This is a genomic window from Gloeocapsa sp. DLM2.Bin57, from assembly GCA_007693955.1.
Classification (GTDB): Bacteria; Cyanobacteriota; Cyanobacteriia; order Cyanobacteriales; family Gloeocapsaceae; genus Gloeocapsa.
Genome location: RECR01000078.1, coordinates 1 through 24,973, shown reverse-complemented (window position 1 = coordinate 24,973; position 24,973 = coordinate 1). Strand labels below are relative to the sequence as shown.

The following is a 24,973-nucleotide window of genomic DNA, read 5'->3' as shown; positions in this document are numbered from 1 at the left end:
TTTACTCATATTTGGTTTTGAGACTAACCCTGTATTGAACAGAGTTAGTTAATTAATACCGGGAAAAGAACTTTTTTACCTTTTTAGCACAACTATTAATATTGTACCTTTTTAGGGTGATAAATTAAGATCGGTAACAGCACCTAAACTACTAGATGAAACTAGTTTAGCGTATTTAGCGAGTACTCCTCTTTGGTAACGAGGTTGGGGAGGTTGCCAATTTTTTCTTCTGGTATCTAATTCAGTATCACTGATATTGAGTTGCAATAGATTTGTGTCTGCATCGATAGTGATGCTATCTCCTTCTTTGACTAAGGCGATCGCTCCTCCTACTGCTGCTTCTGGAGCTACGTGACCTACTACAAAACCATAAGTACCACCAGAGAAGCGACCATCGGTGATTAAGCCAACGGAATCACCTAAACCCGCGCCGATAATTGCAGAGGTGGGGGCGAGCATTTCTCGCATTCCAGGTCCACCTTTTGGACCTTCATAACGGATAACTAAGATATCTCCTGGTTTGATTTTACCTGCTAAAATAGCCGCTAAACAATCTTCTTCTGATTCAAAAACCCTGGCAGGTCCTGTGATTTGACGTTTTTTTATACCCGTTATTTTGGCTACTGCACCTTCTGTAGCGAGGTTACCTTTGAGGATAGCCAAATGTCCTTGATTATAGAGAGGGTTTGACCACTGATGAATTACTTCTTGGTCTGTAGAAGGTTCAGAGGGTACATCGGCTAAGACTTCAGCGATGGTTTGACCTGTGATAGTTAAAGCGTCCCCGTGAAGTAAGTCCTGTTCTAGGAGCATTTTCATGACCTGGGGGATACCACCTGCTTGATGTAGATTAACGGTTAGGTATTGACCAGAGGGTTTAAGGTCACAAAATACGGGAACACGACGACGAATGGTTTCAAAATCGTCTATAGTTAGTTTAACACCAATGGTATTGGCGATCGCCAATAAATGGAGAACGGAGTTAGTCGAACCCCCAACCGCCATAATTACCGAAATAGCGTTTTCAAAGGCTTTACGAGTGAGGATGTCTCTAGGGAGGATTTGTTTACGTATCGCTTCTACTAGCACAAAGGCTGATTTAGCGGTACTATCGGCTTTTTCCTCGTCTTCAGCTGCCATAGTAGAGGAGTAGGGTAAACTCATTCCCATGGCTTCAAAAGCTGAGGACATGGTGTTAGCTGTGTACATACCTCCACAAGAACCTTTCCCCGGACAAGCGTTACGTTCTATTTCTAGTAATTCTGCTTCGTCGATTTTCCCTGCGCTATATTCTCCTACTGCTTCAAAGGCGCTAACGATGTTAATGTCTTTACCGTTATAGTGTCCTGGTTTGATTGTGCCACCATAGACAAAGATAGAGGGAATATTCATTCTAGCCATAGCGATTAGTGCACCTGGCATATTTTTATCACAACCACCAATAGCTAGTACGCCATCGAGACTTTGTCCATTACAGACGGTTTCGATGGAATCGGCGATCACGTCTCGGGATACTAGAGAGTATTTCATTCCTTCTGTACCCATAGCGATACCATCACTAATGGTAATTGTCCCAAAGATTTGAGGCATTGCACCTGCTTTTTTTAGGGCTGCTTCTGCTGTTAAGGTTAAGTCGTTTAAGCCTACGTTGCAGGGGGTAATGGTACTGTAACCATTGGCTAATCCCACTATGGGTTTATTAAAGTCTTCATCTCCAAATCCCACTGCTCTCAACATGGAACGATTCGGCGATCGCTGTTGTCCTTGAGTAACTATTTTACTTCTGCGGTTATCTGTCATTGCTTTTTTTGTTCAATACCTTATTACCAGCATACCCTATCTTTAATTAGCCTCATCTTCTACAGGACGACTTTCTATATACCACTGCCGCCATTCCCCTGCACTACGTATGGCTATCCACAATAGCAACATAGCGATTAATCCTCCTTGTTCTGGTGCTCTCAAAGCAAATAAGACCATTAAAATCGAGAGAATATCTTCAAAGATAATTACTGCTATGGGTAGTCCTCTTAAGCGAAAAAACCAACCAACCTCTACTAATTTTATCGCTAGTGCTAAGGCTGCTCCTGTGATTGATAATACTATTAAAACTTCCTTACTAGTGGCAATACTATAATTTTTAATCACCACCACAGGTAATAAAGCGCCGATGATTGGAGTAAATAGTAATTGGACTATCTGTAACAAACGTTGTCCTCTGAATTTTTTGGATAAAATTAGTTCACACAAAGACCAAACAACTAGAATGGATAACAATACTTGCGGATGAAAATAATTAAGTATAGGAATGTCTGACCAAAGTTCTTGGGTTCTAATTAAGCCGACAATCAGCAATGGTAGAGCTATTCTCATTCCTACCGCTGCTGATATCGACAGTGAAGCTAATACTTCTATCATAACAGATTAAAGTTTCTTATTTAAATTTTCTGTATCAGCTTTTATGTTAACGTATCGGCAAATTGTGCTAATACCTTCAAATCTTCAGAATCATTGACATAGGGGATGACTCCTAAAACCCGAGTCTGGGTTAAAGATTCTATTAAAGCAATTGGTGCTAAATTTTCTATTTGTGTCACAGCATCGGGAGTAACACAACTGAGTACTATACCTTGAAGTTGAATTTTACTATAACGAGCAAACATGACATTAGCTACGGTTTGGGCGATCGCTCCTAATTGCACGGGAACGACTAAAATAGTAGGTAACCGCCAATCTCTAGCTAAATCAGCAACGGTTAACTCATGGGTAATCGGTGTTCCTAAACCGCCGATACCCTCTACTACCACTAAGTCTTTAGTTTCTACTAATTTAGATAAACTTTGCCAAACTAAGGCTAAATCAATTTCTTTTCCTTCTAAGTCAGCAGCTAGAGGAGGAGCAATAGGAGTGCTAAACTCTAAAGGGGTAACTATCTCTACTTGGGAATAGTCACTAAATAACTTTTGATAAAGTTGGCGATCGCCATAACCTGTTTGCATTAACTTCATTAAACCTATAGTTGCTTTAGGGTAATTTTGCAACCATGAAGCAACCAGAGAAATAGTTAAAACAGTTTTACCAACATTAGTATCTGTTCCTGTAATGAGTAGTTTGGTCATTAATTTAGTTTTTTTATGAATAATCCTTAGTTAATTTTACCGAGAAACAACTATTAAACAAAGAAAAAATTCACAACCGATTTGTAAAAACTGAGATAATAATAGAAAAGGTGTCAAGAAAGAGGTTTAAAATTTGCTGTGACCTATTCCCCTACTCTCTCCCTTGAGCTTATGTCCCCTATTCCTTCAGAGACTAATCGTTTGCGTCTATTTTCTGGCTCGGCTAATTTAACCTTAGCCCAAGAAGTAGCTCGCTATCTAGGTATGGATATCGGACCAATGCTCCGCAAATGTTTTGCTGATGGAGAACTATATATTCAAATCCAAGAATCAATCAGAGGTTGTGATGTTTATCTGATTCAACCCTGTTGTTACCCCGTCAATGATAATTTGATGGAACTGTTAATTATGATTGATGCTTGTCGAAGAGCATCAGCAAGACAAATTACCGCGGTTATCCCCTATTATTGTTACGCTAGAGCTGACCGCAAAACCGCAGGGAGAGAGTCAATTACCGCTAAATTAGTGGCTAATTTAATCACTCAAGCGGGGGCACATCGTGTTTTAGCTATGGATTTACACTCGGCTCAAATCCAAGGTTATTTTGATATCCCCTTTGACCACGTCTATGGTTCTCCAGTTATACTCGACTATATAGCTAGTAAGAATCTCTCTGATCTAGTCGTCGTTTCTCCTGACGTCGGAGGAGTAGCTAGAGCTAGAGCTTTCGCCAAGAAACTTGATGACGCTCCCCTAGCAATTATTGATAAACGTCGTCAAAGTCATAACGTCGCTGAAGTTCTTAATGTAATTGGTGATGTTAAAGGTAAAACAGCTATACTAGTAGATGATATGATTGATACCGCAGGGACAATCGTTGAAGGTGCTAGATTACTACAAAAAGAAGGCGCTGAAAGGGTTTATGCCTGTGCTACTCATGCTGTTTTTTCTAATCCGGCAGTAGAAAGACTCTCTAGTGGTGTCCTCGAAGAAGTAATTGTTACTAATACTATTCCTGTACCTGAATCTAAACAGTTTAAACAATTAACCCTTCTTTCGGTGGCTAATCTCATTGGTGAAGCGATCTGGCGTATTCATGAAGATAGCTCGGTAAGTAGTATGTTTCGTTAGTTAGGTGGAACGGTGGAACGGTGGAACGGTGGAACGGTGTTAGACTTTCCCCTGTTCACCACGCCCTACACCCCTATCCCCTCCTGCCTTTTACCTAATATTGCACAACTACAGGATCTAAGCTACGCCAAAGATACTATGTTACTACAGTACGATAGGGTCGCCAAGTTTGACTGATTTGTTTAATTTCCTCTAAACTGAGTTTCTCTTGCTCGCTATAGTGTAATTGGATAGCATTAATTAAGCCAATATCCCCTAAAGGGAGTTAGCAACTTCTCTTCTAAAGCAATCGCCATATTAGACAAATAAGCTATCTTTTGACGGGATAACCCACAAGCGCGTAATTGTGACTCTGTTAGTTGTAAGTAAGCATCAGCAGAAATAGAGGGTAAAAGTGCAGCAAATCCCGACCAAATCGCGTCAGCAGATTTAACCGAGATTTGTTGACCAACGATCGCCCTAGCTAAAGTGTAAAAAGCATTATGATAGTTTTGTAAGTTTTCACTAGGATAACTCTGTATTAGCCTACCCATAATTCTATCTTGAGAACCTAAATAGGCGATCGCTTGTTGCCAATAAATCGGAGAACTAATCATTTATGACAGAATATCAACAAAAAATGCAGAGACGTAAAGAAGTACAAGCACAACGTCTCGCTACTCGTAATCAAGAAAAAGGTCTAATTATCGTTCATACAGGTAACGGGAAAGGAAAAACTACCGCAGCTTTAGGAATGGTAGTCAGATCCCTAGGTCATGGTTATCGCGTCGCTATTATTCAGTTTATCAAAGGAGCTTGGGAACCGGCTGAAAAAGCCGTTTTAAGTCAATGGGAATCACAATTAGAATTCTACGCTATGGGAGAAGGGTTTACCTGGGAAACTCAAGATCGCGATCGAGATATCCTTAAGGCTACTGAAGCTTGGCAAAAAGCACAAGCATTTATGAATAATCCTGAATATAAATTAGTCCTTCTCGATGAGATTAATATCGCTCTGAAATTGGGTTATCTTCCCCTAGAAGAGGTAATTACAACCCTCGCTAATAAACCTGAAGACTCCCACGTTATTTTAACTGGTAGAGGTGCTCCTCAAGATTTAATCGCGATCGCTGATTTAGTTACGGAGATGAAGTTGATTAAACACCCCTTTCATGAACAAGGAGTTAAAGCACAACCTGGTATTGAATTTTAGCTTAAATCTAATTATGGGGATTCATATAGATAATGATATCAGTAATGCTAGAATTATCCCGACTCATAGTATTAACTCCCGCTATGCTATCAATAGATTCGAGAACTACTAAAGCTTCTTGAGGTAGGATCATAGCATAAATACCAAAATTATTCTTAAATATGTCTAACAATTGATTCATGTCTAGATAGAAATATTGGGAATATTTTTGAGGTAAATATCGATTAATTTTTTTAAAACTTTCCTGTTGAACTAAAGATTGATTACTTGTGGTTAAAGCTTCCCAAGGAGTGACAATAGTTACTCCTAATGTCTGTTTATTTAACCAACCTTGGGATAACAATAATTCTGAGTCTTGATACCATTCCGTAATCGTTTCTCTCCTAATTTGTCTATCTTGAACAGTGATAAAATTTTCACTAGCTAGTTGGGATAATTGAGCAAAAGTATTGCTAGCAGTTTGAGGATCACTGGTTTTAAATAAGACTAAACCACCAATCCCAAAACTAACTGTACTTTGATCACTATTAATTAGGGCGATCGCGTATTCTTGATTCATCCAACCAAAGACATCTTGATCCACATTTAAAGAAACTGTCGCAAAACCCTGACGAACTTCTCTGACAAATTCCTCTAATTCTGGTATGTTTTCGGAATGGGTAACTAAATCACTCCAGGTTTGCTTTAAGTTATGACCACTAATCAATAACCAGGTATTTTCAGGTAAAGAAGCTAAAAATTTTCTATCTGCTGAAGATAGTTGAGAAGTAACCAAACTTGGATCTAGTTTAACTATAGTTTGCATATGTAAACCATCTGCAACTAATCCTACTCCTGAAGCAAAACCTCTAATTTGTCCTAAATATTCTCGGTATTCTGGCTCTAGATCACTAGGATTATCGACATAAGATTCTATTAACAAATTTTTGAGCTTTAACTCTTGTCTTAAAGCTTTTATTCCCGGTCTATCCTGATAAGAAGAATTAGATAATTGCGCATTAATCGCTAATTCAATTGTTCCCTTTTCTTCTGCTATCACCAGATAATTGTTTAAAATAGCATAATAAAAAATGTTCCCTTGGGTAGCGATTTGATTAATGTCAACGTTGCGATAATCAGTAGTGACAATAGTGTATTTTTGACCAAGGTTTTTTTGATATTGGAAAGCTTTGATTTTATCTTTAATTCCTGCTACGACCAATAAACGACTATCATCAACCCAAGCTAAAGAAATACCCTCTACCCAAGGTAAGATATCTTGTTCGATTGTATTTAGATTCTCTTGAGGTAAATTTTGAGCAATTATACTTAAACTACTGCCAATAACTTTTTGTGCTTCTGGTGAAACCAAATCCGAGAGTTTTGACCATTGTTTCTGATTAGTCGTAACATGAGTAACCGCCAAAGTATTATAAGGAATAACACTACTCGCTTGATGAAAATTAAACTGTTGCCAAGGTAAATTACCTCTAAGATATAAATAAGCTCCACCAGCACCAGCTATTAACAAACCTGCTACTACGGTTAAACAGCCACAACCTTTATTTTGACTAGCCATAAAATTTCCCTAGGGGTTTAATCTAATTTCCTATAGCTACTACATTACCTTAAACAAGATTTTGGGAAAATTTGGCTATCTATTTACATTTCTTGACAAATAAACTTGACAACCCAAAGAACCAAGAATAAATGAAATCAAAAACAGTATAGGGTTAAGAATACCAAGTACTAAAGCAGTTAAAGCAGGACCTGGACAATACCCCGATATACCCCAACCTATACCAAAGATAGCAGCACCTAGAATCAAGGGTAAATCAACATCTTTTTTAGTAGGTAACTCAAATCTAGAGGCAAATAAAGGGTAAGAACTACGTAAAATCAAGCGAAAACTAATTAAAGTTACACCAACAGCCCCACCTAGGACAAATAATAAAGTAGGGTCCCAATTCCCCGTAACGTCAAGAAAACCCAAAACGCGATCGCGATCGACCATTTGGGATAATCCTAAACCAAAACCAAATAATATTCCTGAGATTAACGTTGCTATTGTTTGTTTCATAGTTATCTTAAGATAAAATTTAACTAATATTTTGAGGTTCAACAAGAAAGTGGACAATTCTTCTCAAGCTAAAAGTATCGAATTGTTACAAACAACAATCAACCAACTGCAAACAATCTTAGAAGAAATCAAAACTAACCCACCAGAAAACTTACCTAAATTGCAAGATTTAGAAAGTTTGTACAATTCTAGTCAAAATTTAGCACAAGGAATCTCTTTAACATCATCAACCCAACCTCAGCAGAAATCTTGGTTACCTTTATTACTAGGAGGGATTACCGCGATCGCCATTATCGCTATTAGTATTTGGATACTTAAACTCAATAGTCCTGTCATAGTAACAGAGATAACAGACACAACGGAAATTACCGAAACAATCGAACCAACCGACACAACCGACACAACCGAAATAGTAGAAACTCCCCTTCCGAAAATAATCACCCCCATTAAACCCGAACCCGTAATTATCCCAACTCAACCTTCACCCCAATTAGAAATTATCCCCGAACAAGGTTTAATCGCAGCCATTCAAACAGAAGTTGGCGAGATTACTGACAAATTTACCGAAAATCTCATAAACTTAGTAGAAGCGGATTTTCTCAAAAGTCTGTTGATTATCCAAGTAACCGAAGATTGGTATCAACTCACCCCTATTCAACAACAAGAAATGGCTAACCAGATTTTAAGTCGTTCTCAAGTGTTAAACTTTCGTAAACTAGAAATACGAGACAATCAAGGGGTTACTTTAGCTCGCAACCCAGTAGTAGGGAAAAATATGGTAATGATACAGCGGCAAGATTTGTGATATAATCAAGAAGAGATCGTTATTATTGTTTAAATACACGGAAAAATACCTTCAAGCAAATATGAGGATGGATTAGTCATGGGATTATTAGATCGCGTCAGCAGAGTATTTCGCTCCAACTTAAATGACTTAGTCAGTAAAGCAGAAGATCCAGAAAAAGTACTAGAGCAAGCAGTGATTGATATGCAGCAAGACTTAGTCAAACTACGTCAAGCAGTAGCACAAGCGATCGCGGGAGAAAAACGCACAGAAGCCCAATATAAACAAAATATTAGCGAAGCCGAGAAATGGCAACAGCGCGCCCAACTAGCCTTACAAAAAGGAGAAGAAAGTCTCGCTCGTGAAGCTCTAACCAGAAAAAAAACTTACTCAGAAACAGCCAACGTCTTAAAACAACAACTAGAGGTACAAAGTAAACAAGTAGAAGAATTACGACGTAACCTCCTAGGTTTAGAAAGTAAAATTTCTGAAGCTAAAACCAAAAAAGATATGCTCAAAGCCAGAGCAAGTGCCGCTAAAGCTAACCAACAACTACAGGGTACTCTATCTAGTATAGATACCAACTCAGCTATGGCAGCTTTTGAGCGCATGGAAGAAAAAGTTATGATTGAGGAAGCTAAATCTCAAGCTATTGGAGAGATAGCAGGTGGAGGTTTAGACGATCAATTCCGAGAGCTAGAAGCAGGTAGTGGAGTAGAAGACGAATTAGCAGCGATGAAAGCAGCTCTCAATAGTGCACCCGCTCCCCAAGCTTTACCATCTTCTTCCACTACTCAACCTCCCACTGATAGTCAAACACCCATAGACGCAGAATTAGAAGAATTACGTCGTCAGTTAAATCAATAATCAAAATAGCTAGTTTTTAAGTCCAGTATTGCCAATACCCTGTATTAACTGTCTTTGTCCGATTAAAAAGATTAACATAATTGGTAAAGTAGCAATAACTACCGCAGCCATCAGCAAAGACCAACGATTGGTAAACTGTTCTTGGAAACTAGCTAAAGCTAATTGTACCGTAACTAAGTCAGGACTAGTGGAAAAAACCAAAGGTTTAAATAAATCATTCCACTCACCAATAAAAGTAAACAGAAAAACCGTCACCAAAGCAGGACCAGATAAAGGTAAAATAACTCTGGTTAGTACTTGCCAACGATTAGCCCCATCTAAACTAGCAGCTTGTTCTAATTCAACAGGAATACTAGCAAAATGCTGCCGCATCAATAAAATACTGAAACCATTAGCAGCAGTAGGTAAAATCAACGCAGCGTAACTATCTAGCAAATGTACCCACTTAAGCACTAAGAAAATAGGAATAACCAAAATTTGTAAAGGAATAACCAAAGTAGTTAGGATTAACAAGGCGATCGCCCTTTTACCAACAAAATTAAATCTCGCTAACGCATATCCGGCTAAAGCTGAAGTAAGCAACTGTAAAAAAGTCACCCCTATTGCTACAATAGTAGAATTAGCAAAAGCCAGTAAAAAATTACCCCTCAGCCAAGCTTCTTGATAACTATCCACCCCTGATTCAAGAGAACGCCACAAAACAACCAGTAAAGGTGATAAGATCAATAAGGCAATTAACCATAGAGTAACAAGAGTTAGTGTTTTTCTCAAAGAGTGTAAAATCATAGATCAGAACTTATACTTGTGATAGGTTATTCTTAGGTTAAGAAAATATATCTTAAAGGGTTAGACAACTTATACTATAAAAGTGGTTAAAATAATCTAGCCATTGAGCGATCGATTCAGTTTATCCTACTCAGTTAAGCAAAAACAGGAGCAAAACTTAAATTATGCAAGAGCTTACTACAGTTAAAGAGCTTGATTATCAAAGTCAGGAATATAAAGACGCTTATAGTCGCATCAACGGTATCGTGATCGAAGGAGAAAACGAAGCCTGTCAAAACTATCTTAGCTTAGGTGAGAGATTAAGCGAACATCAAGAAGAATTAATTCGTTTAGCTAAAATGGAAACTCGCCACGCTAAAGGGTTTCAATCTTGTGGCAAAAATCTAGGGGTGACTCCTGATATGGAATACGCTCAAAAATTCTTCTCTAGATTACATGATAACTTTCAAACAGCACTAAAAGAAGATAAAATCGCTACTTGTTTTGTAATTCAAGGTTTAATTATTGAAGCATTTGCCATCGCCGCTTATCATCTCTATATACCCGTAGCTGATCCCTTCGCGCGTAAAATTACCGAAAACGTAGTTAAAGACGAATATACCCATCTTAACTTTGGTGAAGCTTGGCTCAAAGCTAACTTTGACAGCGTAAAAAGCGAAATAGAAGCAGCCAACCGCCAAAATCTGCCCATAGTTTGGCAAATGCTCAACGAAGTAGAAGCAGATGCTGCGGTTTTAGCCATGGAAAAAGACGCTCTCGTCGAAGACTTCATGATTAGCTATGGCGAAGCGTTAGGCAATATTGGCTTTACCACTAGAGACATCATGCGTATGTCTTCCCACGGTTTAAAAGCAGCCTAGTTGCTAAATTGCCCCGTTTCGACAAAAAACGGGGTATTATCGATAAAAGTATTAAATTTTTTTGAGTAATAGATGTTTGGTCTTATTGGTCATCTTACCAGTTTAGAACACGCTCAATCAGTAGCTGAGCAATTAGGATATCCAGAATACGCAGAACAAGGGTTAGACTTTTGGTGCTCCGCACCCCCTGCATTGATCGAAGAATTTACGGTTAAAAGTATTACAGGTCAAACTATCCAAGGAAAATATATTGAATCCTGCTTTTTGCCAGAAATGCTAGCAAATCGGCGGTTTAAAGCAGCAATACGTAAAATTCTCAACGCCATGGCTTTAGCCCAAAAAGAAGATATAGATATTACAGCATTAGGTGGTTTCTCCTCAATCATTTTTGAAGAATTTAACCTTAAAGACAACAAACAAATACGCAACGTAGAGTTAGAATTTGAACGCTTCACCACGGGAAATACCCATACAGCCTACGTAATCTGTCGTCAAGTTGAACAAATATCCCATAAATTAGGTATTGACTTGAGTAAAGCAACCGTAGCAGTAGTAGGAGCAACAGGAGATATCGGTAGTGCAGTCTGTCGCTGGTTAGATAGTCAAACCCCAATTGCAGACTTACTCTTAGTAGCTCGTAATCAAGAAAGGTTACAAGCTTTGCAAGAAGAATTAGGGCGAGGCAAAATAATGCCCCTAGAAGCAGCTTTACCACAAGCAGATATCATAGTTTGGGTAGCAAGTATGCCCAAAGGAGTAGAAATTAAACCAGAAACCCTCAAAAAACCCTGTGTGATGATTGATGGGGGTTATCCCAAGAATCTAGATAGTAAAGTACAACACCCCGATGTAATCGTACTCAAAGGAGGAATAGTAGAACATTCCCTCGATATTGACTGGCAAATTATGGAAATAGTTAATATGGATGCTCCTGCTCGTCAGATGTTCGCCTGTTTCGCTGAAGCAATTTTATTAGAATTTGAACAATATCATACCAACTTTTCTTGGGGACGTAATCAAATTACCGTAGAAAAAATGGCAACAATCGGTGAGTTTTCTGTAAAACACGGGTTTAAACCCCTGTTATAGGAGTAGAAAATGTCCAAACAAACCAAAAGAACCTTTATTCTCGAATTTGAAAAACCTCTGTCTAAATTAGAAGCACAAATCGACGAAATTCGTCAACTAGCAGAAGAAAATAATAGCGTTAGCGTCGCCGAGCAAGTAGAATATCTCACCGAACAAATAGAAAAAATGCGGGAAGATATCTTTAGCTCCCTGACACCATCACAAAAGCTGCAAATCGCTAGACATCCACGTCGCCCAAGTACCCTAGATTATATCCAAACCATCACCGATGAATGGATAGAACTACACGGCGATCGCCGCGGCTACGACGACCCCGCTATAGTAAGTGGTATAGCACGTATAGACGGCAGACCAGTAGTTATTATTGGACATCAAAAAGGACGAGATACCAAAGATAACGTGGTGCGTAACTTCGGGATGGCTTCTCCTGGAGGTTATCGCAAAGCCATCCGTTTAATGGAACACGCCCATAGATTCGCTCTACCAATTATTACGTTCATAGATACGCCAGGAGCATGGGCAGGAGTAGAAGCAGAAAAACTTGGACAAGGAGAAGCCATCGCCTATAACCTACGGGAAATGTTTAGCTTCGATGTACCCATAATCTGCACCGTAATCGGGGAAGGAGGCTCAGGAGGAGCACTCGGAATAGGAGTAGGCGATCGCCTGTTAATGTTTGAACATTCAGTATATACAGTAGCAACACCAGAAGCCTGTGCAGCAATACTCTGGAAAGACGCAGGTAAAGCAGAACAAGCCTGTAATGCTCTGAAAATTACCTCCAAAGATCTACAAGAGCTAGGTATTATAGACGAAATTTTACCCGAACCCAAAGGCTGTGCCCACACAGATCCTATTGCAGCTGCTAACATACTCAAACAAAGTCTTAAGAAAAATCTTGAAGAACTCGACCAATTAACCCCAGTAGCTCGTAAAAAACTCCGCTACCAAAAATTTAGAAAATTAGGAGTTTTTCACGAATAAGAATAACAATGTTATAATTACTAAGGCAACATAAAAACATATTGCCAGTAAAAGGTTATCAAAAGGTTAACAGGCAAGGGATCAAAATTTCTAGCCTAAAATAGAGATAACCAAAGACCAAAAACTCGCAATCATTCTATGGTTTTAAACAGAACAATCAACAACAACATTAAGCTACTAGGAATTGTTTTAGATGAGTTTTAATCTAGAGCAACCTAGGGCAATTATTACCGGATCAAGTAGCGGAATAGGGGCAGCAACAGCCCAAGCTTTCGCCAAAGCAGGAATAGCAATGGCTCTAGTCAGTCGGTCACCAGCTAAACTAGCAAAAATAGTCCAAGAAGCCCAAGATATAGGAGTAGAGGCAAAAGCCTATAGTCTAGATTTAGCCGAAATAACCACAGTTAAAACCAAAATGAGTGCGATCGCTGACGACTTTCAACCCATTGACATCTTGGTTAATAACGCAGGCATGGGTTACACCAAACCTCTAGCAGATACCCCCCTTGAAGACTGGCAACAAGTTTTAAACCTCAATCTAACTAGCGTGTTTCAATCAACCTTAGCAGTATTACCCCTAATGCGGGCACGCTCTCAAGGGATCATCATTAACGTAGCTTCTGTAGCAGCTCATGCCTATTTCCCAGATTGGGGAGCTTATTCAGTGAGTAAAGCAGGGTTAGTATCCTTCTCCAAAATTTTAGCAGCTGAAGAAAAAGCCCACGGCATCCGTGTCATGACTATCTCTCCTGGAGCAGTCAATACCCCTATTTGGGATACAAAAACAGTGCAAGCAGACTTTAATCGCTCACTGATGTTAACCCCAGAAGTAGTCGCACAAGCGATTCTTCAAGCAGCTACATTGCCTCCAGGTGCGGTGATCGATGAAATCACCCTGATGCCCAGTGCAGGCGCTCTTTAACCATCCCACAGCAGAAATTTACTTATTGAGATTACATCATGACCATAGCTTCTTCTAACGGTTCAAACTATTCTCCTACAGCATCAGAGTTAGCTAAAAAAATCGACAGCAGACCAGATCGCACCACCGATCAAGGTAAAACTATTCTAACAGAGCCTAAATTAAACCCCTTAGAAGCTCAAGAGCAACTCGCTAATGCAGTAGAGAAAATCTTAGAAGGTGTAGGGGAAAATCCCCAGAGAGAAGGACTACTGAAAACCCCCAAACGAGTAGCCGAAGCAATGTTATTTCTTACCCAAGGCTATGACCAATCCCTAGAAACCCTTGTTAATGGAGCTATCTTTGACGAAGGTCATAACGAAATGGTCTTAGTTAGAGATATCGACTTCTTTAGTCTTTGTGAACACCATATGTTACCTTTTATGGGTAAAGCACACGTCGCCTATATCCCCAATCAAAAAGTGGTAGGCTTGAGTAAATTAGCCAGAATAGTCGAAATGTACTCTAGAAGGTTGCAAGTACAGGAACGATTAACCCGTCAAATCGCCGAAGCAATCCAAGAAGTTTTAGAACCCCAAGGTGTAGCCGTAGTAATGGAAGCTAGCCATATGTGTATGGTGATGCGCGGCGTCCAGAAACCAGGCTCTTGGACAGTAACTAGTGCGATGATTGGAGCATTTCAAGAGGACCAAAGAACTAGGGAAGAATTCCTTAATCTCATTCGTCATCAACCCAACTTCTAATCTAAAATATTTTTGGGCGCTTAAACTTAAGCGCCTTGATCTTATGATTACTAATGCAGTTGGCTTAGATTTAACGACTATCTGGTAAACCTCAAACCGTCACAAAATTAGCAGGATCTTGATCTCGTCGATGCTCAAAAGGGATAGCTACTCCTTGTTTATCTCCAACTAAAGCCGCGGTTGTTTCTAAAGCTTCTCTGAGTCGTTTAGCTGCGTAAATAGACATATCCCGAGGAACACTAATGCGATCGCGTAAATAACGTAAAGCTGTATCTGAACCTTCAGGAGGAATACAGACTTTATCTGTGATTAAATAAGTAAGGGCACAACGCAAAGCCTGCTCAGACAACTCATCGGGAGCAGGATTAACCCGAATCAAGCTCGGACGATGTTTCAGCACTCGATATAATGCCTCTTGACGAGAGGTTTCAGGCTCAGGATAAGCTACATCAGGTAACCCGAACCAAGGTCCACGATCTACTCTATTCTGATTAAGTAAAGTTTGGGCTTCATTATTTGACCAACAACCACCCATTTGGGGAGGTAAATCGTGAGCGTGTGTATGAAAGTCACTTTGTGTACCACGATAAGTACAACGAGTTTCTAAAGCGTCAAACCAAGCTCCTAGACGAGGGTTTTCTTCTCGGAGGGAATAACCTTTATAGTAGTAAAGACTAGCGTTCATGCGCTCTACATAGGGCACAAAGACAATATCTGCGGTGCTAAACTCAGGTAAAAAATATGGTCCTGGAGTTTCTGCTAAGGTTGATTCTATTATCCCTACTGTGTCAATAAATTGTTGACGGTTACGTTGTTCTTCTGCAGTGGAACGTGTAGGATAACATAACCATAAACACCAAGCCCGAAATAATAATCTTTCTAATTGACGTAGGGGTAAAACTTTAGAGTCTAACATTCCCCATTCTAGAGTACCAAAAACACGCTCTAGGGCGAGTAAAATCTGGTCACTTTCGGTGATTAATTTACCATCCAATTCTAAAGCAGGTAACATACCCGAGGGAACTTTCCGTTTATACCAAGTTTCTTTTTTCCCATAACAAAACATGGTCACTTTTTGCACGCGGTAGGGTATGCGTTTTTCTTCTAACCATAACCAAATTTTTTGACAATAGGGACACCAAGCGTGATGATCTCTATAGAGGGTTACTCGTACATCTTTTTCTGAGCCACCAAAGAGACGTAAACGCCCTTGAGAATTGGTAGGACCATTAATTGTATCTACTTGATACTTACTACAGAGAGATTCTAATTCTTGCCAAGAGAGAGGAGCAATAGTCATAGCAGTGCTAAAATAGGGTTTAAGCTTATTCTAATTATATGAAATCACCGAGAGACAACCTCTTAATCGAGGCGATTCAACAACAGGATCTACTTACTTTACAAATTCTTTTAGCTGAAGGTATTCCTGATCGTCTCCATTATTCCCTGTTATACGCAGCTAGTGGGGGAAATCCTCAAATTGTACAATTACTCCTAGATCACGGTATAGATGTTAACTATCAACATAGTCAGACCTTAGTTACCCCTCTGATGTTAGCCGCCGCTGCTAATCATTTAGCAGTAGTTAAGACTTTACTAGCTTATGGTGCTGATGTTAATCTGACTAATGATGATGGCAGTACTGCTCTGATGATCTCTTCTTATAAAGGTTATAGCGATATGGTGCAAACTTTCTTAGCCGCAGGAGCTAAAGTTAATTTAGTAGATAAACAGGGAGACACCGCTTTAATAGTAGCTATAGCTAATCAACAATTAGCAATAATTAAACTCTTATTAATCCAAGGTGCTAATCCTTATTTAGGTAAAAATGCTCTGACAGTAGCTATTAATACTGGTAATTTAGCTATTATTGATATTTTACTCGATGAAGGTATAGATGTTAATTATTATTCTTCCGAAGAATTATCACCTTTGTTACAAGCTTTAAATCAAGAAAATCTGCTTTTAATTGAACGGTTACTTAAAAAAGGTGCAGCAGTTAATGAGCGAGATATTCAGGGAGAAACTCCCCTAACTTTAGCTATAGATACTGGTAATCAGGAGTTGCTTAGTTTATTATTAGAAAATAAGGCTAATCCTAATTTAACTACCCCTGAAGGAATGACACCCCTAATGATTGCTGCTACTAATGGTGAGCTAGAAATAGTTAGACTTTTATTAGCACAAGAAATAGATATTAATCAGCAAAATCAAGAAGGAGAAACCGCTCTTCATTTAGCAACAATTGAAGGTTATCAAGACCTAGTTAAATTATTATTAGAAACTGGAATAAATAGTAAAATTAAGAATAATTTGGGAGATAAAGCTCTTGATTTAGCTATTCTTCAAGATTATCAAGAAATAATTAATTTATTATTAGAATATGAGGAAGATGTAGATTTAGCTCTAAAAATAGCGATCGCCTCTAATCAAGTAAAGATAGTAGCTGATTTAATCAATAAAGGGGCAAATATTAATATTGTTGATCACGAGGGTAAAAATTTGTTAATGTGGGCAGTAGAGCAGAATAATCCCGAATTAATCAATTTATTATTAGCAAAAGGTATAGATATTAATCAACAAGATCAAATCGGTGCAACCGCAATTATGCGCGCAGTGGTAAGACGTTCTGTGGATGGGGTTAAAATATTATTAGCACAACCAGATATAAATCTGCAACTACGCAACCTAGGGGGATACACAGCACTGATGTTGGCTGAATTCTATCGGTATCCCGAAATGGTTGCGATGATCACACAATACAGTAAGGAATAAATATGACTATCGCCTTGGAGCAACTTTTAACCCCAGATATTAACAAACCCGCGCGCTATTTGGGTAATGAATTAGGCGCTAAACATAAACCTTGGTCAAACTCTCAAGTACGCTGGGTGTTAACTTATCCAGAAATCTACGAGTTGGGAGCATCTAATCTAGGTCATATCATTCTTTATAATATCCTTAATGAGCAAACAGGACAACTCTGCGATCGCACCTATCTACCTGCTTTAGATTTTGCCCAAAAACTTAAAGATACTAATACCCCTCTATTCGCCCTAGAATCTCGTCGCCCTTTGACAGATTTTGATATACTAGGCTTTAGTCTTAGCTATGAGTTAGGAGCAACTAATATCTTAGAAATGCTCTCTCTAGCTAAGATACCCCTAACCTGGAAAGAAAGAAATTCAACTAATTATCCCTTAATCTTTGCAGGTGGACAAACCGCTACCTCTAACCCGGAACCCTACGCGGATTTCTTTGATTTTATCGTCTTAGGAGATGGTGAAGAAGTCTTACCAGAAATAGGGGAAGTAATCGCTACAGAAAAAGCTAAACAAAGTAACAGAGAAGAATTATTACTATCCCTAGCCCAAGTTAAGGGAGTATATGTACCCCAATTCTACGCAATGTCTGAAGATGGTTCGGTATATCCCCTACGTTCAGATGTACCAGCTAAAATATTACGTAGAGTAGCACAACCAGACCCAGAATACGCCATTGGTTTAGTCCCCTATATCGAAACAATCCACGATCGCCTAGTAGTAGAGATAAGAAGGGGTTGTACTCGCGGTTGCAGGTTCTGTCAACCAGGTATGTTAACACGTCCTGCGCGAGATGTCGAACCCGAAAAAGTGATTAACGCGATTGAAAAGGGAATGCGCGCTACGGGATATAATGAATTTTCTTTATTATCCTTGAGTTGTTCAGATTATCTTTCTCTCCCCGCGGTGGGAATGGAAATCAAAAACCGTCTCAAAGACGAGAACATCTCTCTGTCTCTACCTAGTCAACGAGTCGATCGCTTTGATGAAAATATTGCTAATATTATCGGTGGAACGCGTCAATCTGGTTTAACTTTTGCACCAGAAGCGGGAACACAAAGAATGCGGGATGTGATTAATAAGGGTTTAACTAACGCAGAGTTACTCCAAGGAATTAAAACCGCGGTTGAACAAGGTTGGGAAAAAATTAAACTCTATTTTATGATTGGGTTACCAGGAGAAACAGATTTAGACGTTTTAGGAATCGCCGAAACTGTCTCCTGGTTACAACAAGAGTGCAAAATCAAGGGTAAACGTAAAGTACAATTTAACCTGACTATCTCTAATTTTACCCCAAAACCCCATACCCCTTTTCAATGGCATTCCGTCTCGACATCTGAATTTAAACGTAAACAAGAATTACTCAAACAAGCTTTTAAAGGTATCTCGGGAGTTAAAGCTAATTATACCGATGTGCGCATCTCGGCGATGGAAGATTTTGTTGGGAGAGGAGATAGAAGGTTAGCCCCTGTGATTAAACGAGCTTGGGAATTGGGCGCGGGTATGGATGCTTGGTGGGAAAACCTCGAAAAAGCCTATGGCGCGTGGGAATTGGCGATCGCCGAAGGTGGGTTAACCTGGAAATATCGCCAAGTAGAAGAAGGGGAATGGAATATCATGGAAACCCAAGGAGACGCAGCATTAGACGCGCCTTTACCTTGGGATCATTTAGATACAGGTATAGATAAAAAATGGCTCAAAGATGACCTGAAAAAGGCTTTAGAAGCAGCCACTGTACCTGATTGCGCCTTCGATCGCTGTTCTCTCTGTGGTGTTTGTGGTACAGATTTTGGTCATAATATTGTGATTACACCTCCTCCTATCCCTGAGTTTGGGGGACATTTTCAACCAGATACGAAGCGTGTTCAACGTTTACGGGTATGGTTTGCTAAAACTGGTGAAATGGCTTTAATCAGTCATCTAGATTTAATGCGTCTGTTTGATCGTGTTATCCGTCGTGGGAGTCTTCCTATCTCTTTTTCGGGTGGTTATCATCCTTCTCCTCGCATCTCCATCGCCCACGCTTTGGCTTTGGGGGCTACTAGTAGTGGGGAAATTGTTGATTTTGAGTTAAAAAGCTTTATCTCACCTGAAGAGTTTCATAACAGCTTAACAACCCATTTACCCCCAGAATTACCAGTTTATCGCGTCGAAGAGGTGGAGTTAAAATCTCCTGCGGCTAATGTCTTATTAGTAGCTGCTGAATATTTAGTTACGGTAACTACTTCTAATTCTGTTACTCCTAGTCAGTGGGAAAATTGGTTACAAGCAATCAAAGATAGTTCCGAGATTCTCTGGGAAAAACGCACCAAATCGGGTAAACAGGTTACCGTCAATCTACGCGATCGCCTATTTGAACTAAGTTTAACAGAATCTACCCCTGAATCAGTTACCCTTCGTTATCGTGGTAGTTGTCATCATGATGGTACTATCCTAACTCCCCAACACCTAATCTATATGTTAAACCGAGTGAGTAACCAAGAGTTTTCTCTCTTACATATTCATCGTGTAAATTTAGAGTTAGGGAATAGGGAATAGGTTAAACTCTCCAGAAACACTTTAAAATCTTTACTAAGCAAGAGATAGGGGAGTGTGGTTCGTGTTCAGAAATTTTTGGGGTCTTTTTTGTCAAGTACAATTTATCCCAAATTAGATGAGCTTACCCTGCAGAATATTCTAAACTAGGTTAGCTCAAAAAAGAACCTTTCACGCTATGTTATTAAAACCTGTACTCGTGGGAATTGGGGGAGGAATCATCTCCCGAATCGCTGACTCTTTTCGACAAAAAAATATTGACTTTGAGGGGATATCTTCACGTAAACAAGATAAATACTGGTTATTAGATTTAACCAACCCCTCAGAGTTTGATTATGATTTAATTACTGATGATCATTTAATTGTCTTAGCCGCGGCTATATCGTCTCCAGATAAATGTCAAAAAGAATATACTTTAGCTAGACAGGTTAACGTAGAGGGGACAGTAGAATTCGCCCAACGCTGTTTAGATAGAGGAGCTCGCGTTTTATTCTTTTCCTCTGATACGGTATATGGTCCTAGTCAACCTGGAGAAGCACCATTTATCGAAGATGTTACTCTACAACCTTTAGGGGAATACGCTCAAATGAAAGCAGAAGCAGAAGCGCTATTATTACCCCTAGGCGAGGTAAAAGTAATCAGACTATCTTATGTCTTTTGGCGGGATGATAAATTTACTAAATATTTAACTCAATGTGCTCTTACTAATCAAGCAGCCGAAATATTTGATCCCTTTGATAGATGTATCGTTTATATAGAAGACGTTAAAGCGGCAGTAGAAAGGTACTGTGATGCTTGGTCAGATATCTATGATAAAGTTATCAATGTTGGTAGCTCGATACCAGTTTCTCGTTGGCAATTTGCCACAATGTTCAAAAATCTGGTATATCCTAATCTAATGTTAACTAAAGTTGAACCAAAAGAAGACTTCTTCCGAGCTAGACCTCGTTTAATCTCCATGGATACACAGCGTCTAACTCGTTTATTGGGAAGACAACCAACAACAGTTGAACAAGCGATCGCCAGAGAATTTAGTGGAGAAGATCAAGTATGACCGCAAAAAGAGCCTTAATAACTGGTATCACCGGGATGGTTGGTTCTCATTTAGCTGATTTCTTATTAGAAAATACTGATTGGGAAATATATGGAACTTGCAGATGGCGTAGTCCTCTCGATAATATTGAGCACTTATTACCTAAAGTAAACGCTAAAGAAAGAATCCAATTATTATACGGTGATCTCAAAGACGAAATCTCCTTACGTAAAATAGTCGGGATTTCCCAACCTGATTATGTTTTTCATTTAGCTGCGCAAAGTTATCCCCAAACCTCTTTTACCTCACCCATAGACACTATGGATGTCAATATTTTGGGAACTGCGCGCTTATTAGAATGTCTCAAAGACTATCAAGAAGCTAGTGGTAACATACCAGTCATACATGTTTGTGCATCTTCTGAAGTGTTTGGACGCGTTCCTAAAGAGAAAGTCCCCATTAAGGAAGAGACAACATTTCACCCCGCATCCCCCTACGCTATCTCTAAAGCGGGAACTGATTTAGTGGGTCGTTATTACGCTGAAGCTTATAACATGATCGTCATGACCACCAGAATGTTTACCCACACAGGGCCAAGACGGGGTGATGTTTTTGCTGAGTCAACCTTTGCTAAACAGATAGCGATGATTGAAGCAGGTCGAATACCTCCTGTAGTTAAAGTTGGTAATTTAGACTCTATGCGTACTTGGGCTGATGTGCGGGATGCTGTCAAAGCTTATTATATGTTGGTTACCGTAGATCCACAGGGTGGAGAATGTTATAACATTGGCGGTGATTACTCATGTAGTGTAAAAGATATGTTAGATTATCTCCTCAAAGCTTCTACGAGAAAAGATATCAAAATAGAAGTAGATCCAGCCAGATTAAGACCCATTGACGCTGATTTACAGATACCTGACACGAGTAAATTTAAAAATCACACAGGTTGGAAACCAGAGATTAGCTTTGAACAAACCATGAAAGATTTACTCGATTATTGGCGTACTAAAGTAAATCAAGGTCGAGAATTTCTCAATAATCGCTAAAAAACCAGGGATTCAGCCTAAATTAGGTTGAATCATGCTTAATTATCCTAAATAGGAGTAAATTTTATGTATTTTCGAGCTAGAGCCCCCCTGAGATTAGGATTAGGTGGCGGTGGAACAGATGTTAGCCCCTATTCTGAGAAGTTTGGCGGTGCTATTTTAAACGCTACGATTAGTTTATACGCTTACGCCTCGATTCAACCTAGAGATGATGATAAGATTGTTTTTCATTCTCTAGATAGGGGAGAACGAGTAGAATTAACTAGTAGTAAGGTTTTACCTTTAGATGGGGAATTAACCTTATTAAAAGGTGTCTATAATCGAATTGTTAAGGATTATATTGATAAACCCCTAGCTTTTGAACTGACTACCTATGTAGATGCTCCTGCAGGCTCAGGTTTAGGCTCTTCTTCTACCCTAGTAGTAGCTATTTTAGCAGCTTTTAGTGAATGGCTCAAATTACCTCTAGGTGAATATGATATGGCTCATTTAGCCTATGAAATCGAGAGAGTAGATTTAGCTATGGCGGGTGGAAAACAAGATCAGTATGCGGCTACTTTTGGTGGCTTTAATTTTATCGAGTTTTTCGCTGAAGATCGTGTCATCGTTAACCCCTTAAGAGTTAAAAAAAGTATTGTTAATGAGTTAGAACTTAGTTTAGTACTTTACTTTTCTGGTATTAGTCGTTATTCTTCTGATATTATTTCTGCTCAAAGTGCTGTAATTAAGTCAGAAAATCAAGCCTCTCTAGAAGCAATGCACCAATTAAAAGAGCAAGCTTTTGCTATGAAAGAATCATTATTAAAAGGTGATTTAGAATCTATAGGTAAAATCCTCGATTTTGGCTGGAATTATAAAAAACAAACCTCTAGTAAAGTCTCTAATCCTCTGATTGATGAAATTTATCAAGCTGCTCGTGATGCGGGTAGTAGTGGAGGAAAAGTATCAGGAGCTGGTGGTGGTGGTTTTATGATGTTATTCTGTCCTGGTAATACTAGATATGCGGTAATCGAAACCCTACAAAGGTTTGGTGGTGAGTTCCGACGTTTTCAGTTTGTCGAAGATGGTGTTTTAAGCTGGAGAAGCAATTTACGATGAAAGAACAAATTAAAGAGGCGATTACGACTTCAATCTATATTAAAAAAAGTATTCTTGAAGATGAAGAATTAATTTCTCGTCTGCAAGAATGTGCAGAATCTACGGTAGCTGCTCTCAAACAAGGTAATAAAGTACTATTTTGTGGTAATGGTGGGAGTGCTGCTGATGCACAACATCTCTCGGCTGAATTAGCGGGACGTTTTTATAAGGATCGTGCTCCCCTTCCTGCTGAAGCTCTCCATTGTAATACTTCTTATTTAACTGCTGTAGCTAACGATTATGCCTATGAGGAAATATATAGTCGTCTTATTCGGGGAGTAGGACGTCAGGGAGATGTTGTCATAGGTTTATCCACTTCGGGAAATTCTCGCAACGTGGTTTTAGCTTTAGAAACTGCTAAATCTCTAGGTATGACCACCGTAGCTCTCACGGGTGAAGGTGGAGGTAAACTAAAAGCTTACGCGGATTATTTGTTTACTGTACCTTCTCGGGATACAGCGCGCATTCAAGAGGTACATATTCTGCTCGGTCATATCTATTGTCAACTAATCGAGGGGCAATTATTTCCCGATGGAGAATAACCTAGTAGTATATATATTAGCAGGAGGTTTGGGAACTCGTCTAGCTCATCTAGCGGGAGATAACCCCAAACCAATGGTACAAATTGGTAATTTACCTTTTTTGGAATGGCAAATCTTATTTTTAAGTCGTCAAGGTTTGCGGGATTTTGTCTTTTTAGTTGGTCATCGTCGTCAGGTCATTATTGATTACTTTGGCGATGGTTCTCACTGGGGGGTTAAGATTCGCTATGCTATTGAAGAGACTTTATTAGGTACTGGGGGAGCTTTTTTACAGGCTTTACAACAATATCCTAGTGAGTGGTTTTTGTTATTGAATGGGGATACTTATTTTGATTTTCCCTATAGTATCTTGATTGAACAAGCCCAAAAACAACCAGATAGTCTCTGGCTAGGCTTAAAGTTACGTACAGATTTAGCTAGATATGGTACTGTTGAAGTAGATAATCATTGGTGTATCCAAGCTTTTACAGAAAAAGGCGTAACTAAACAAGAGGGTTATATTAATGGTGGTGTTTACGCAGGAAATTCTCGTTTATTTAGTGGAGAAACTGTCCGTCGTTGTTCCCTAGAAGAGGATTTGTTCCCTCAATTATTAGCTAAACAATCCCTCTATGGGTTACCTTTTGGTAATAAGTTTATTGATATTGGTATCCCTGATGATTTCTTCTATGCTGGAGAACATCTACCAGAGTGGTTTAAACGTCCTAAACAACCCGCACTTTTTCTCGATCGCGATGGTATTTTGATTGAAGATACTGGTTATGTTGGTAAGGTTGCCGAGGTATCGATTTTGACCGATTGTTTACCAACTTTACTAGCTGCGCAAACTGCGGGATATCAACTGATTATTGTTACTAATCAAGCGGGAATAGCCAAGGGAAAATATTCAGAAACCGATATGCACTATACCCATGATTATTTGCGCCAATGGTTCGCTGATCATGGGGTTAAATTCACAGATATCTATTTTTGTCCCTATCACCCTGAAGCTGTTATACCCGAATATCAACGCTCTAGTCTGTTTCGTAAACCATCTCCAGGGATGATTTTAACCTCCGCTGATCAACATTACATTGACCTTGCTAATTCTCTAATGATAGGTGATAAAGACTCTGATGTTATTGGATTACCCTATTTAACTTCTTGGTTAATTCAGGGGAATTATCCGATAACTCGGAGCGATCGCCTTAGCAATTGGCGATCTTTAACTAGGTTTTTCCAGTCTATTCATCAGGATTAATCCCTAAAGCTCTGAGTTTTTCGGGTGACATACTCCTACACCGAATCAAAGATTATGGTGTAGGCTTCTTGTCTTTCACCTT

23 protein-coding genes and 1 pseudogene are annotated in these 24,973 nt (G+C 39.2%); 16 read left to right on the top strand and 8 right to left on the bottom strand.

Going from position 1 to position 24,973, the window contains the following annotated elements:
- Positions 1–111: 111 nt before the first annotated feature.
- The 3 genes from ilvD to bioD are packed head-to-tail and all read right to left on the bottom strand — an operon-like array spanning position 112 to position 3,119.
- Positions 112–1,800 carry a dihydroxy-acid dehydratase gene (gene ilvD, locus EA365_10045; protein ID TVQ44454.1) on the bottom strand — a complete coding sequence of 563 codons (1,689 nt, stop codon included), beginning with the start codon at positions 1,798–1,800 and terminating at the stop codon, positions 112–114.
- Positions 1,801–1,842: 42 nt separating this feature from the next.
- A complete protein-coding gene (locus tag EA365_10040; GenBank protein TVQ44453.1) occupies positions 1,843–2,418 on the bottom strand; it encodes a DUF4126 domain-containing protein in 576 nt (191 codons plus the stop codon).
- 41 nt (positions 2,419–2,459) lie between these two features.
- Positions 2,460–3,119 (bottom strand): ATP-dependent dethiobiotin synthetase BioD, encoded by a 660-nt coding sequence (bioD, locus tag EA365_10035; protein TVQ44452.1) that lies wholly within the window; start codon positions 3,117–3,119, stop codon positions 2,460–2,462.
- Between the two features lie 171 nt (positions 3,120–3,290).
- Between bioD and EA365_10030 the strand changes: the two genes are divergently transcribed.
- Positions 3,291–4,250 carry a ribose-phosphate pyrophosphokinase gene (locus tag EA365_10030; protein ID TVQ44484.1) on the top strand — a complete coding sequence of 320 codons (960 nt, stop codon included), beginning with the start codon at positions 3,291–3,293 and terminating at the stop codon, positions 4,248–4,250.
- A 136-nt stretch (positions 4,251–4,386) separates the two neighbouring features.
- Here the strand turns inward: EA365_10030 and EA365_10025 are convergent.
- Positions 4,387–4,843 (bottom strand): annotated as a pseudogene (locus EA365_10025) (DNA-3-methyladenine glycosylase 2 family protein).
- A gap of 5 nt (positions 4,844–4,848) precedes the next feature.
- Between EA365_10025 and cobO the strand changes: the two are divergent.
- Positions 4,849–5,442, top strand: a complete 594-nt coding sequence (cobO, locus tag EA365_10020) for a cob(I)yrinic acid a,c-diamide adenosyltransferase (protein TVQ44451.1) — start codon at positions 4,849–4,851, stop codon at positions 5,440–5,442.
- A 7-nt stretch (positions 5,443–5,449) separates the two neighbouring features.
- Here the strand turns inward: cobO and EA365_10015 are convergent, their stop codons facing one another.
- A complete protein-coding gene (locus EA365_10015; protein TVQ44450.1) occupies positions 5,450–7,000 on the bottom strand; it encodes a DUF3352 domain-containing protein in 1,551 nt (516 codons plus the stop codon).
- A gap of 75 nt (positions 7,001–7,075) precedes the next feature.
- A complete protein-coding gene (locus EA365_10010) occupies positions 7,076–7,501 on the bottom strand; it encodes a YeeE/YedE family protein (GenBank protein ID TVQ44449.1) in 426 nt (141 codons plus the stop codon).
- A 49-nt stretch (positions 7,502–7,550) separates the two neighbouring features.
- Between EA365_10010 and EA365_10005 the strand changes: the two genes are divergently transcribed.
- Both EA365_10005 and EA365_10000 read left to right on the top strand, forming a co-directional pair.
- Positions 7,551–8,306 (top strand): hypothetical protein, encoded by a 756-nt coding sequence (locus EA365_10005; protein TVQ44448.1) that lies wholly within the window; start codon positions 7,551–7,553, stop codon positions 8,304–8,306.
- Between the two features lie 78 nt (positions 8,307–8,384).
- Positions 8,385–9,152, top strand: coding sequence for a PspA/IM30 family protein (locus tag EA365_10000; protein TVQ44447.1), 768 nt, complete (start codon positions 8,385–8,387; stop codon positions 9,150–9,152).
- A gap of 9 nt (positions 9,153–9,161) precedes the next feature.
- Here the strand turns inward: EA365_10000 and EA365_09995 are convergent, their stop codons facing one another.
- Entirely contained in the window at positions 9,162–9,938 is a 777-nt protein-coding gene (locus EA365_09995; protein ID TVQ44446.1) for a carbohydrate ABC transporter permease, read from the bottom strand.
- 164 nt (positions 9,939–10,102) lie between these two features.
- Here EA365_09995 and EA365_09990 point away from each other — a divergent pair, with 164 nt between their 5' ends.
- The 5 genes from EA365_09990 to folE all read left to right on the top strand — a co-directional run bounded on the left by EA365_09990 (position 10,103) and on the right by folE (position 14,536).
- On the top strand, positions 10,103–10,798 hold the full coding sequence (locus EA365_09990) for an aldehyde oxygenase (deformylating) (protein TVQ44445.1): 696 nt from the start codon (positions 10,103–10,105) through the stop codon (positions 10,796–10,798).
- Positions 10,799–10,870: 72 nt separating this feature from the next.
- Entirely contained in the window at positions 10,871–11,887 is a 1,017-nt protein-coding gene (locus tag EA365_09985; protein TVQ44444.1) for a long-chain acyl-[acyl-carrier-protein] reductase, read from the top strand.
- Positions 11,888–11,896: 9 nt separating this feature from the next.
- Positions 11,897–12,871, top strand: coding sequence for an acetyl-CoA carboxylase carboxyl transferase subunit alpha (gene accA, locus EA365_09980; protein ID TVQ44443.1), 975 nt, complete (start codon positions 11,897–11,899; stop codon positions 12,869–12,871).
- Positions 12,872–13,064: 193 nt separating this feature from the next.
- Positions 13,065–13,793 (top strand): SDR family oxidoreductase, encoded by a 729-nt coding sequence (locus EA365_09975; GenBank protein ID TVQ44442.1) that lies wholly within the window; start codon positions 13,065–13,067, stop codon positions 13,791–13,793.
- Between the two features lie 38 nt (positions 13,794–13,831).
- Positions 13,832–14,536, top strand: a complete 705-nt coding sequence (gene folE / locus EA365_09970) for a GTP cyclohydrolase I FolE (GenBank protein ID TVQ44441.1) — start codon at positions 13,832–13,834, stop codon at positions 14,534–14,536.
- 91 nt (positions 14,537–14,627) lie between these two features.
- On the opposite strand, the gene EA365_09965 is transcribed toward folE, so the two are convergent.
- Complete coding sequence (locus tag EA365_09965; protein TVQ44440.1) at positions 14,628–15,836, bottom strand: glutathione S-transferase family protein; 1,209 nt, start codon at positions 15,834–15,836, stop codon at positions 14,628–14,630.
- A 38-nt stretch (positions 15,837–15,874) separates the two neighbouring features.
- Between EA365_09965 and EA365_09960 the strand changes: the two genes are divergently transcribed.
- The 7 genes from EA365_09960 to EA365_09930 all read left to right on the top strand — a co-directional run bounded on the left by EA365_09960 (position 15,875) and on the right by EA365_09930 (position 24,891).
- Positions 15,875–17,311 (top strand): ankyrin repeat domain-containing protein, encoded by a 1,437-nt coding sequence (locus EA365_09960; protein ID TVQ44439.1) that lies wholly within the window; start codon positions 15,875–15,877, stop codon positions 17,309–17,311.
- Positions 17,312–17,313: 2 nt separating this feature from the next.
- Positions 17,314–19,896, top strand: a complete 2,583-nt coding sequence (locus EA365_09955; GenBank protein TVQ44438.1) for a TIGR03960 family B12-binding radical SAM protein — start codon at positions 17,314–17,316, stop codon at positions 19,894–19,896.
- A 175-nt stretch (positions 19,897–20,071) separates the two neighbouring features.
- On the top strand, positions 20,072–20,947 hold the full coding sequence (locus tag EA365_09950; protein TVQ44437.1) for an NAD-dependent epimerase/dehydratase family protein: 876 nt from the start codon (positions 20,072–20,074) through the stop codon (positions 20,945–20,947).
- The gene (locus EA365_09945; GenBank protein TVQ44436.1) at positions 20,944–21,972 is read left to right on the top strand and encodes an SDR family oxidoreductase; all 1,029 of its coding nucleotides are present in this window, start codon (positions 20,944–20,946) and stop codon (positions 21,970–21,972) included. The genes EA365_09950 and EA365_09945 overlap by 4 nt, the downstream gene beginning before the upstream one ends.
- A 66-nt stretch (positions 21,973–22,038) precedes the next feature.
- The gene (locus EA365_09940; GenBank protein ID TVQ44435.1) at positions 22,039–23,070 is read left to right on the top strand and encodes a dehydrogenase; all 1,032 of its coding nucleotides are present in this window, start codon (positions 22,039–22,041) and stop codon (positions 23,068–23,070) included.
- The gene (locus EA365_09935) at positions 23,067–23,651 is read left to right on the top strand and encodes an SIS domain-containing protein (protein TVQ44434.1); all 585 of its coding nucleotides are present in this window, start codon (positions 23,067–23,069) and stop codon (positions 23,649–23,651) included. Before EA365_09940 ends, EA365_09935 begins: the two co-directional genes overlap by 4 nt.
- On the top strand, positions 23,641–24,891 hold the full coding sequence (locus EA365_09930) for an HAD-IIIA family hydrolase (GenBank protein ID TVQ44433.1): 1,251 nt from the start codon (positions 23,641–23,643) through the stop codon (positions 24,889–24,891). Before EA365_09935 ends, EA365_09930 begins: the two co-directional genes overlap by 11 nt.
- Positions 24,892–24,973: the final 82 nt, after the last annotated feature.

Bases quoted from the DNA above. Each gene is read 5' to 3' on its own strand.
- ilvD (TVQ44454.1), bottom strand. From the start codon at position 1,800: ATGACAGATAACCGCAGAAGTAAAATAGTTACTCAAGGACAACAGCGA.
- EA365_10040 (TVQ44453.1), bottom strand. From the start codon at position 2,418: ATGATAGAAGTATTAGCTTCACTGTCGATATCAGCAGCGGTAGGAATG.
- bioD (TVQ44452.1), bottom strand. From the start codon at position 3,119: ATGACCAAACTACTCATTACAGGAACAGATACTAATGTTGGTAAAACT.
- EA365_10030 (TVQ44484.1), top strand. From the start codon at position 3,291: ATGTCCCCTATTCCTTCAGAGACTAATCGTTTGCGTCTATTTTCTGGC.
- cobO (TVQ44451.1), top strand. From the start codon at position 4,849: ATGACAGAATATCAACAAAAAATGCAGAGACGTAAAGAAGTACAAGCA.
- EA365_10015 (TVQ44450.1), bottom strand. From the start codon at position 7,000: ATGGCTAGTCAAAATAAAGGTTGTGGCTGTTTAACCGTAGTAGCAGGT.
- EA365_10010 (TVQ44449.1), bottom strand. From the start codon at position 7,501: ATGAAACAAACAATAGCAACGTTAATCTCAGGAATATTATTTGGTTTT.
- EA365_10000 (TVQ44447.1), top strand. From the start codon at position 8,385: ATGGGATTATTAGATCGCGTCAGCAGAGTATTTCGCTCCAACTTAAAT.
- EA365_09995 (TVQ44446.1), bottom strand. From the start codon at position 9,938: ATGATTTTACACTCTTTGAGAAAAACACTAACTCTTGTTACTCTATGG.
- EA365_09990 (TVQ44445.1), top strand. From the start codon at position 10,103: ATGCAAGAGCTTACTACAGTTAAAGAGCTTGATTATCAAAGTCAGGAA.
- EA365_09985 (TVQ44444.1), top strand. From the start codon at position 10,871: ATGTTTGGTCTTATTGGTCATCTTACCAGTTTAGAACACGCTCAATCA.
- accA (TVQ44443.1), top strand. From the start codon at position 11,897: ATGTCCAAACAAACCAAAAGAACCTTTATTCTCGAATTTGAAAAACCT.
- EA365_09975 (TVQ44442.1), top strand. From the start codon at position 13,065: ATGAGTTTTAATCTAGAGCAACCTAGGGCAATTATTACCGGATCAAGT.
- folE (TVQ44441.1), top strand. From the start codon at position 13,832: ATGACCATAGCTTCTTCTAACGGTTCAAACTATTCTCCTACAGCATCA.
- EA365_09965 (TVQ44440.1), bottom strand. From the start codon at position 15,836: ATGACTATTGCTCCTCTCTCTTGGCAAGAATTAGAATCTCTCTGTAGT.
- EA365_09960 (TVQ44439.1), top strand. From the start codon at position 15,875: ATGAAATCACCGAGAGACAACCTCTTAATCGAGGCGATTCAACAACAG.
- EA365_09955 (TVQ44438.1), top strand. From the start codon at position 17,314: ATGACTATCGCCTTGGAGCAACTTTTAACCCCAGATATTAACAAACCC.
- EA365_09950 (TVQ44437.1), top strand. From the start codon at position 20,072: ATGTTATTAAAACCTGTACTCGTGGGAATTGGGGGAGGAATCATCTCC.
- EA365_09945 (TVQ44436.1), top strand. From the start codon at position 20,944: ATGACCGCAAAAAGAGCCTTAATAACTGGTATCACCGGGATGGTTGGT.
- EA365_09940 (TVQ44435.1), top strand. From the start codon at position 22,039: ATGTATTTTCGAGCTAGAGCCCCCCTGAGATTAGGATTAGGTGGCGGT.
- EA365_09935 (TVQ44434.1), top strand. From the start codon at position 23,067: ATGAAAGAACAAATTAAAGAGGCGATTACGACTTCAATCTATATTAAA.
- EA365_09930 (TVQ44433.1), top strand. From the start codon at position 23,641: ATGGAGAATAACCTAGTAGTATATATATTAGCAGGAGGTTTGGGAACT.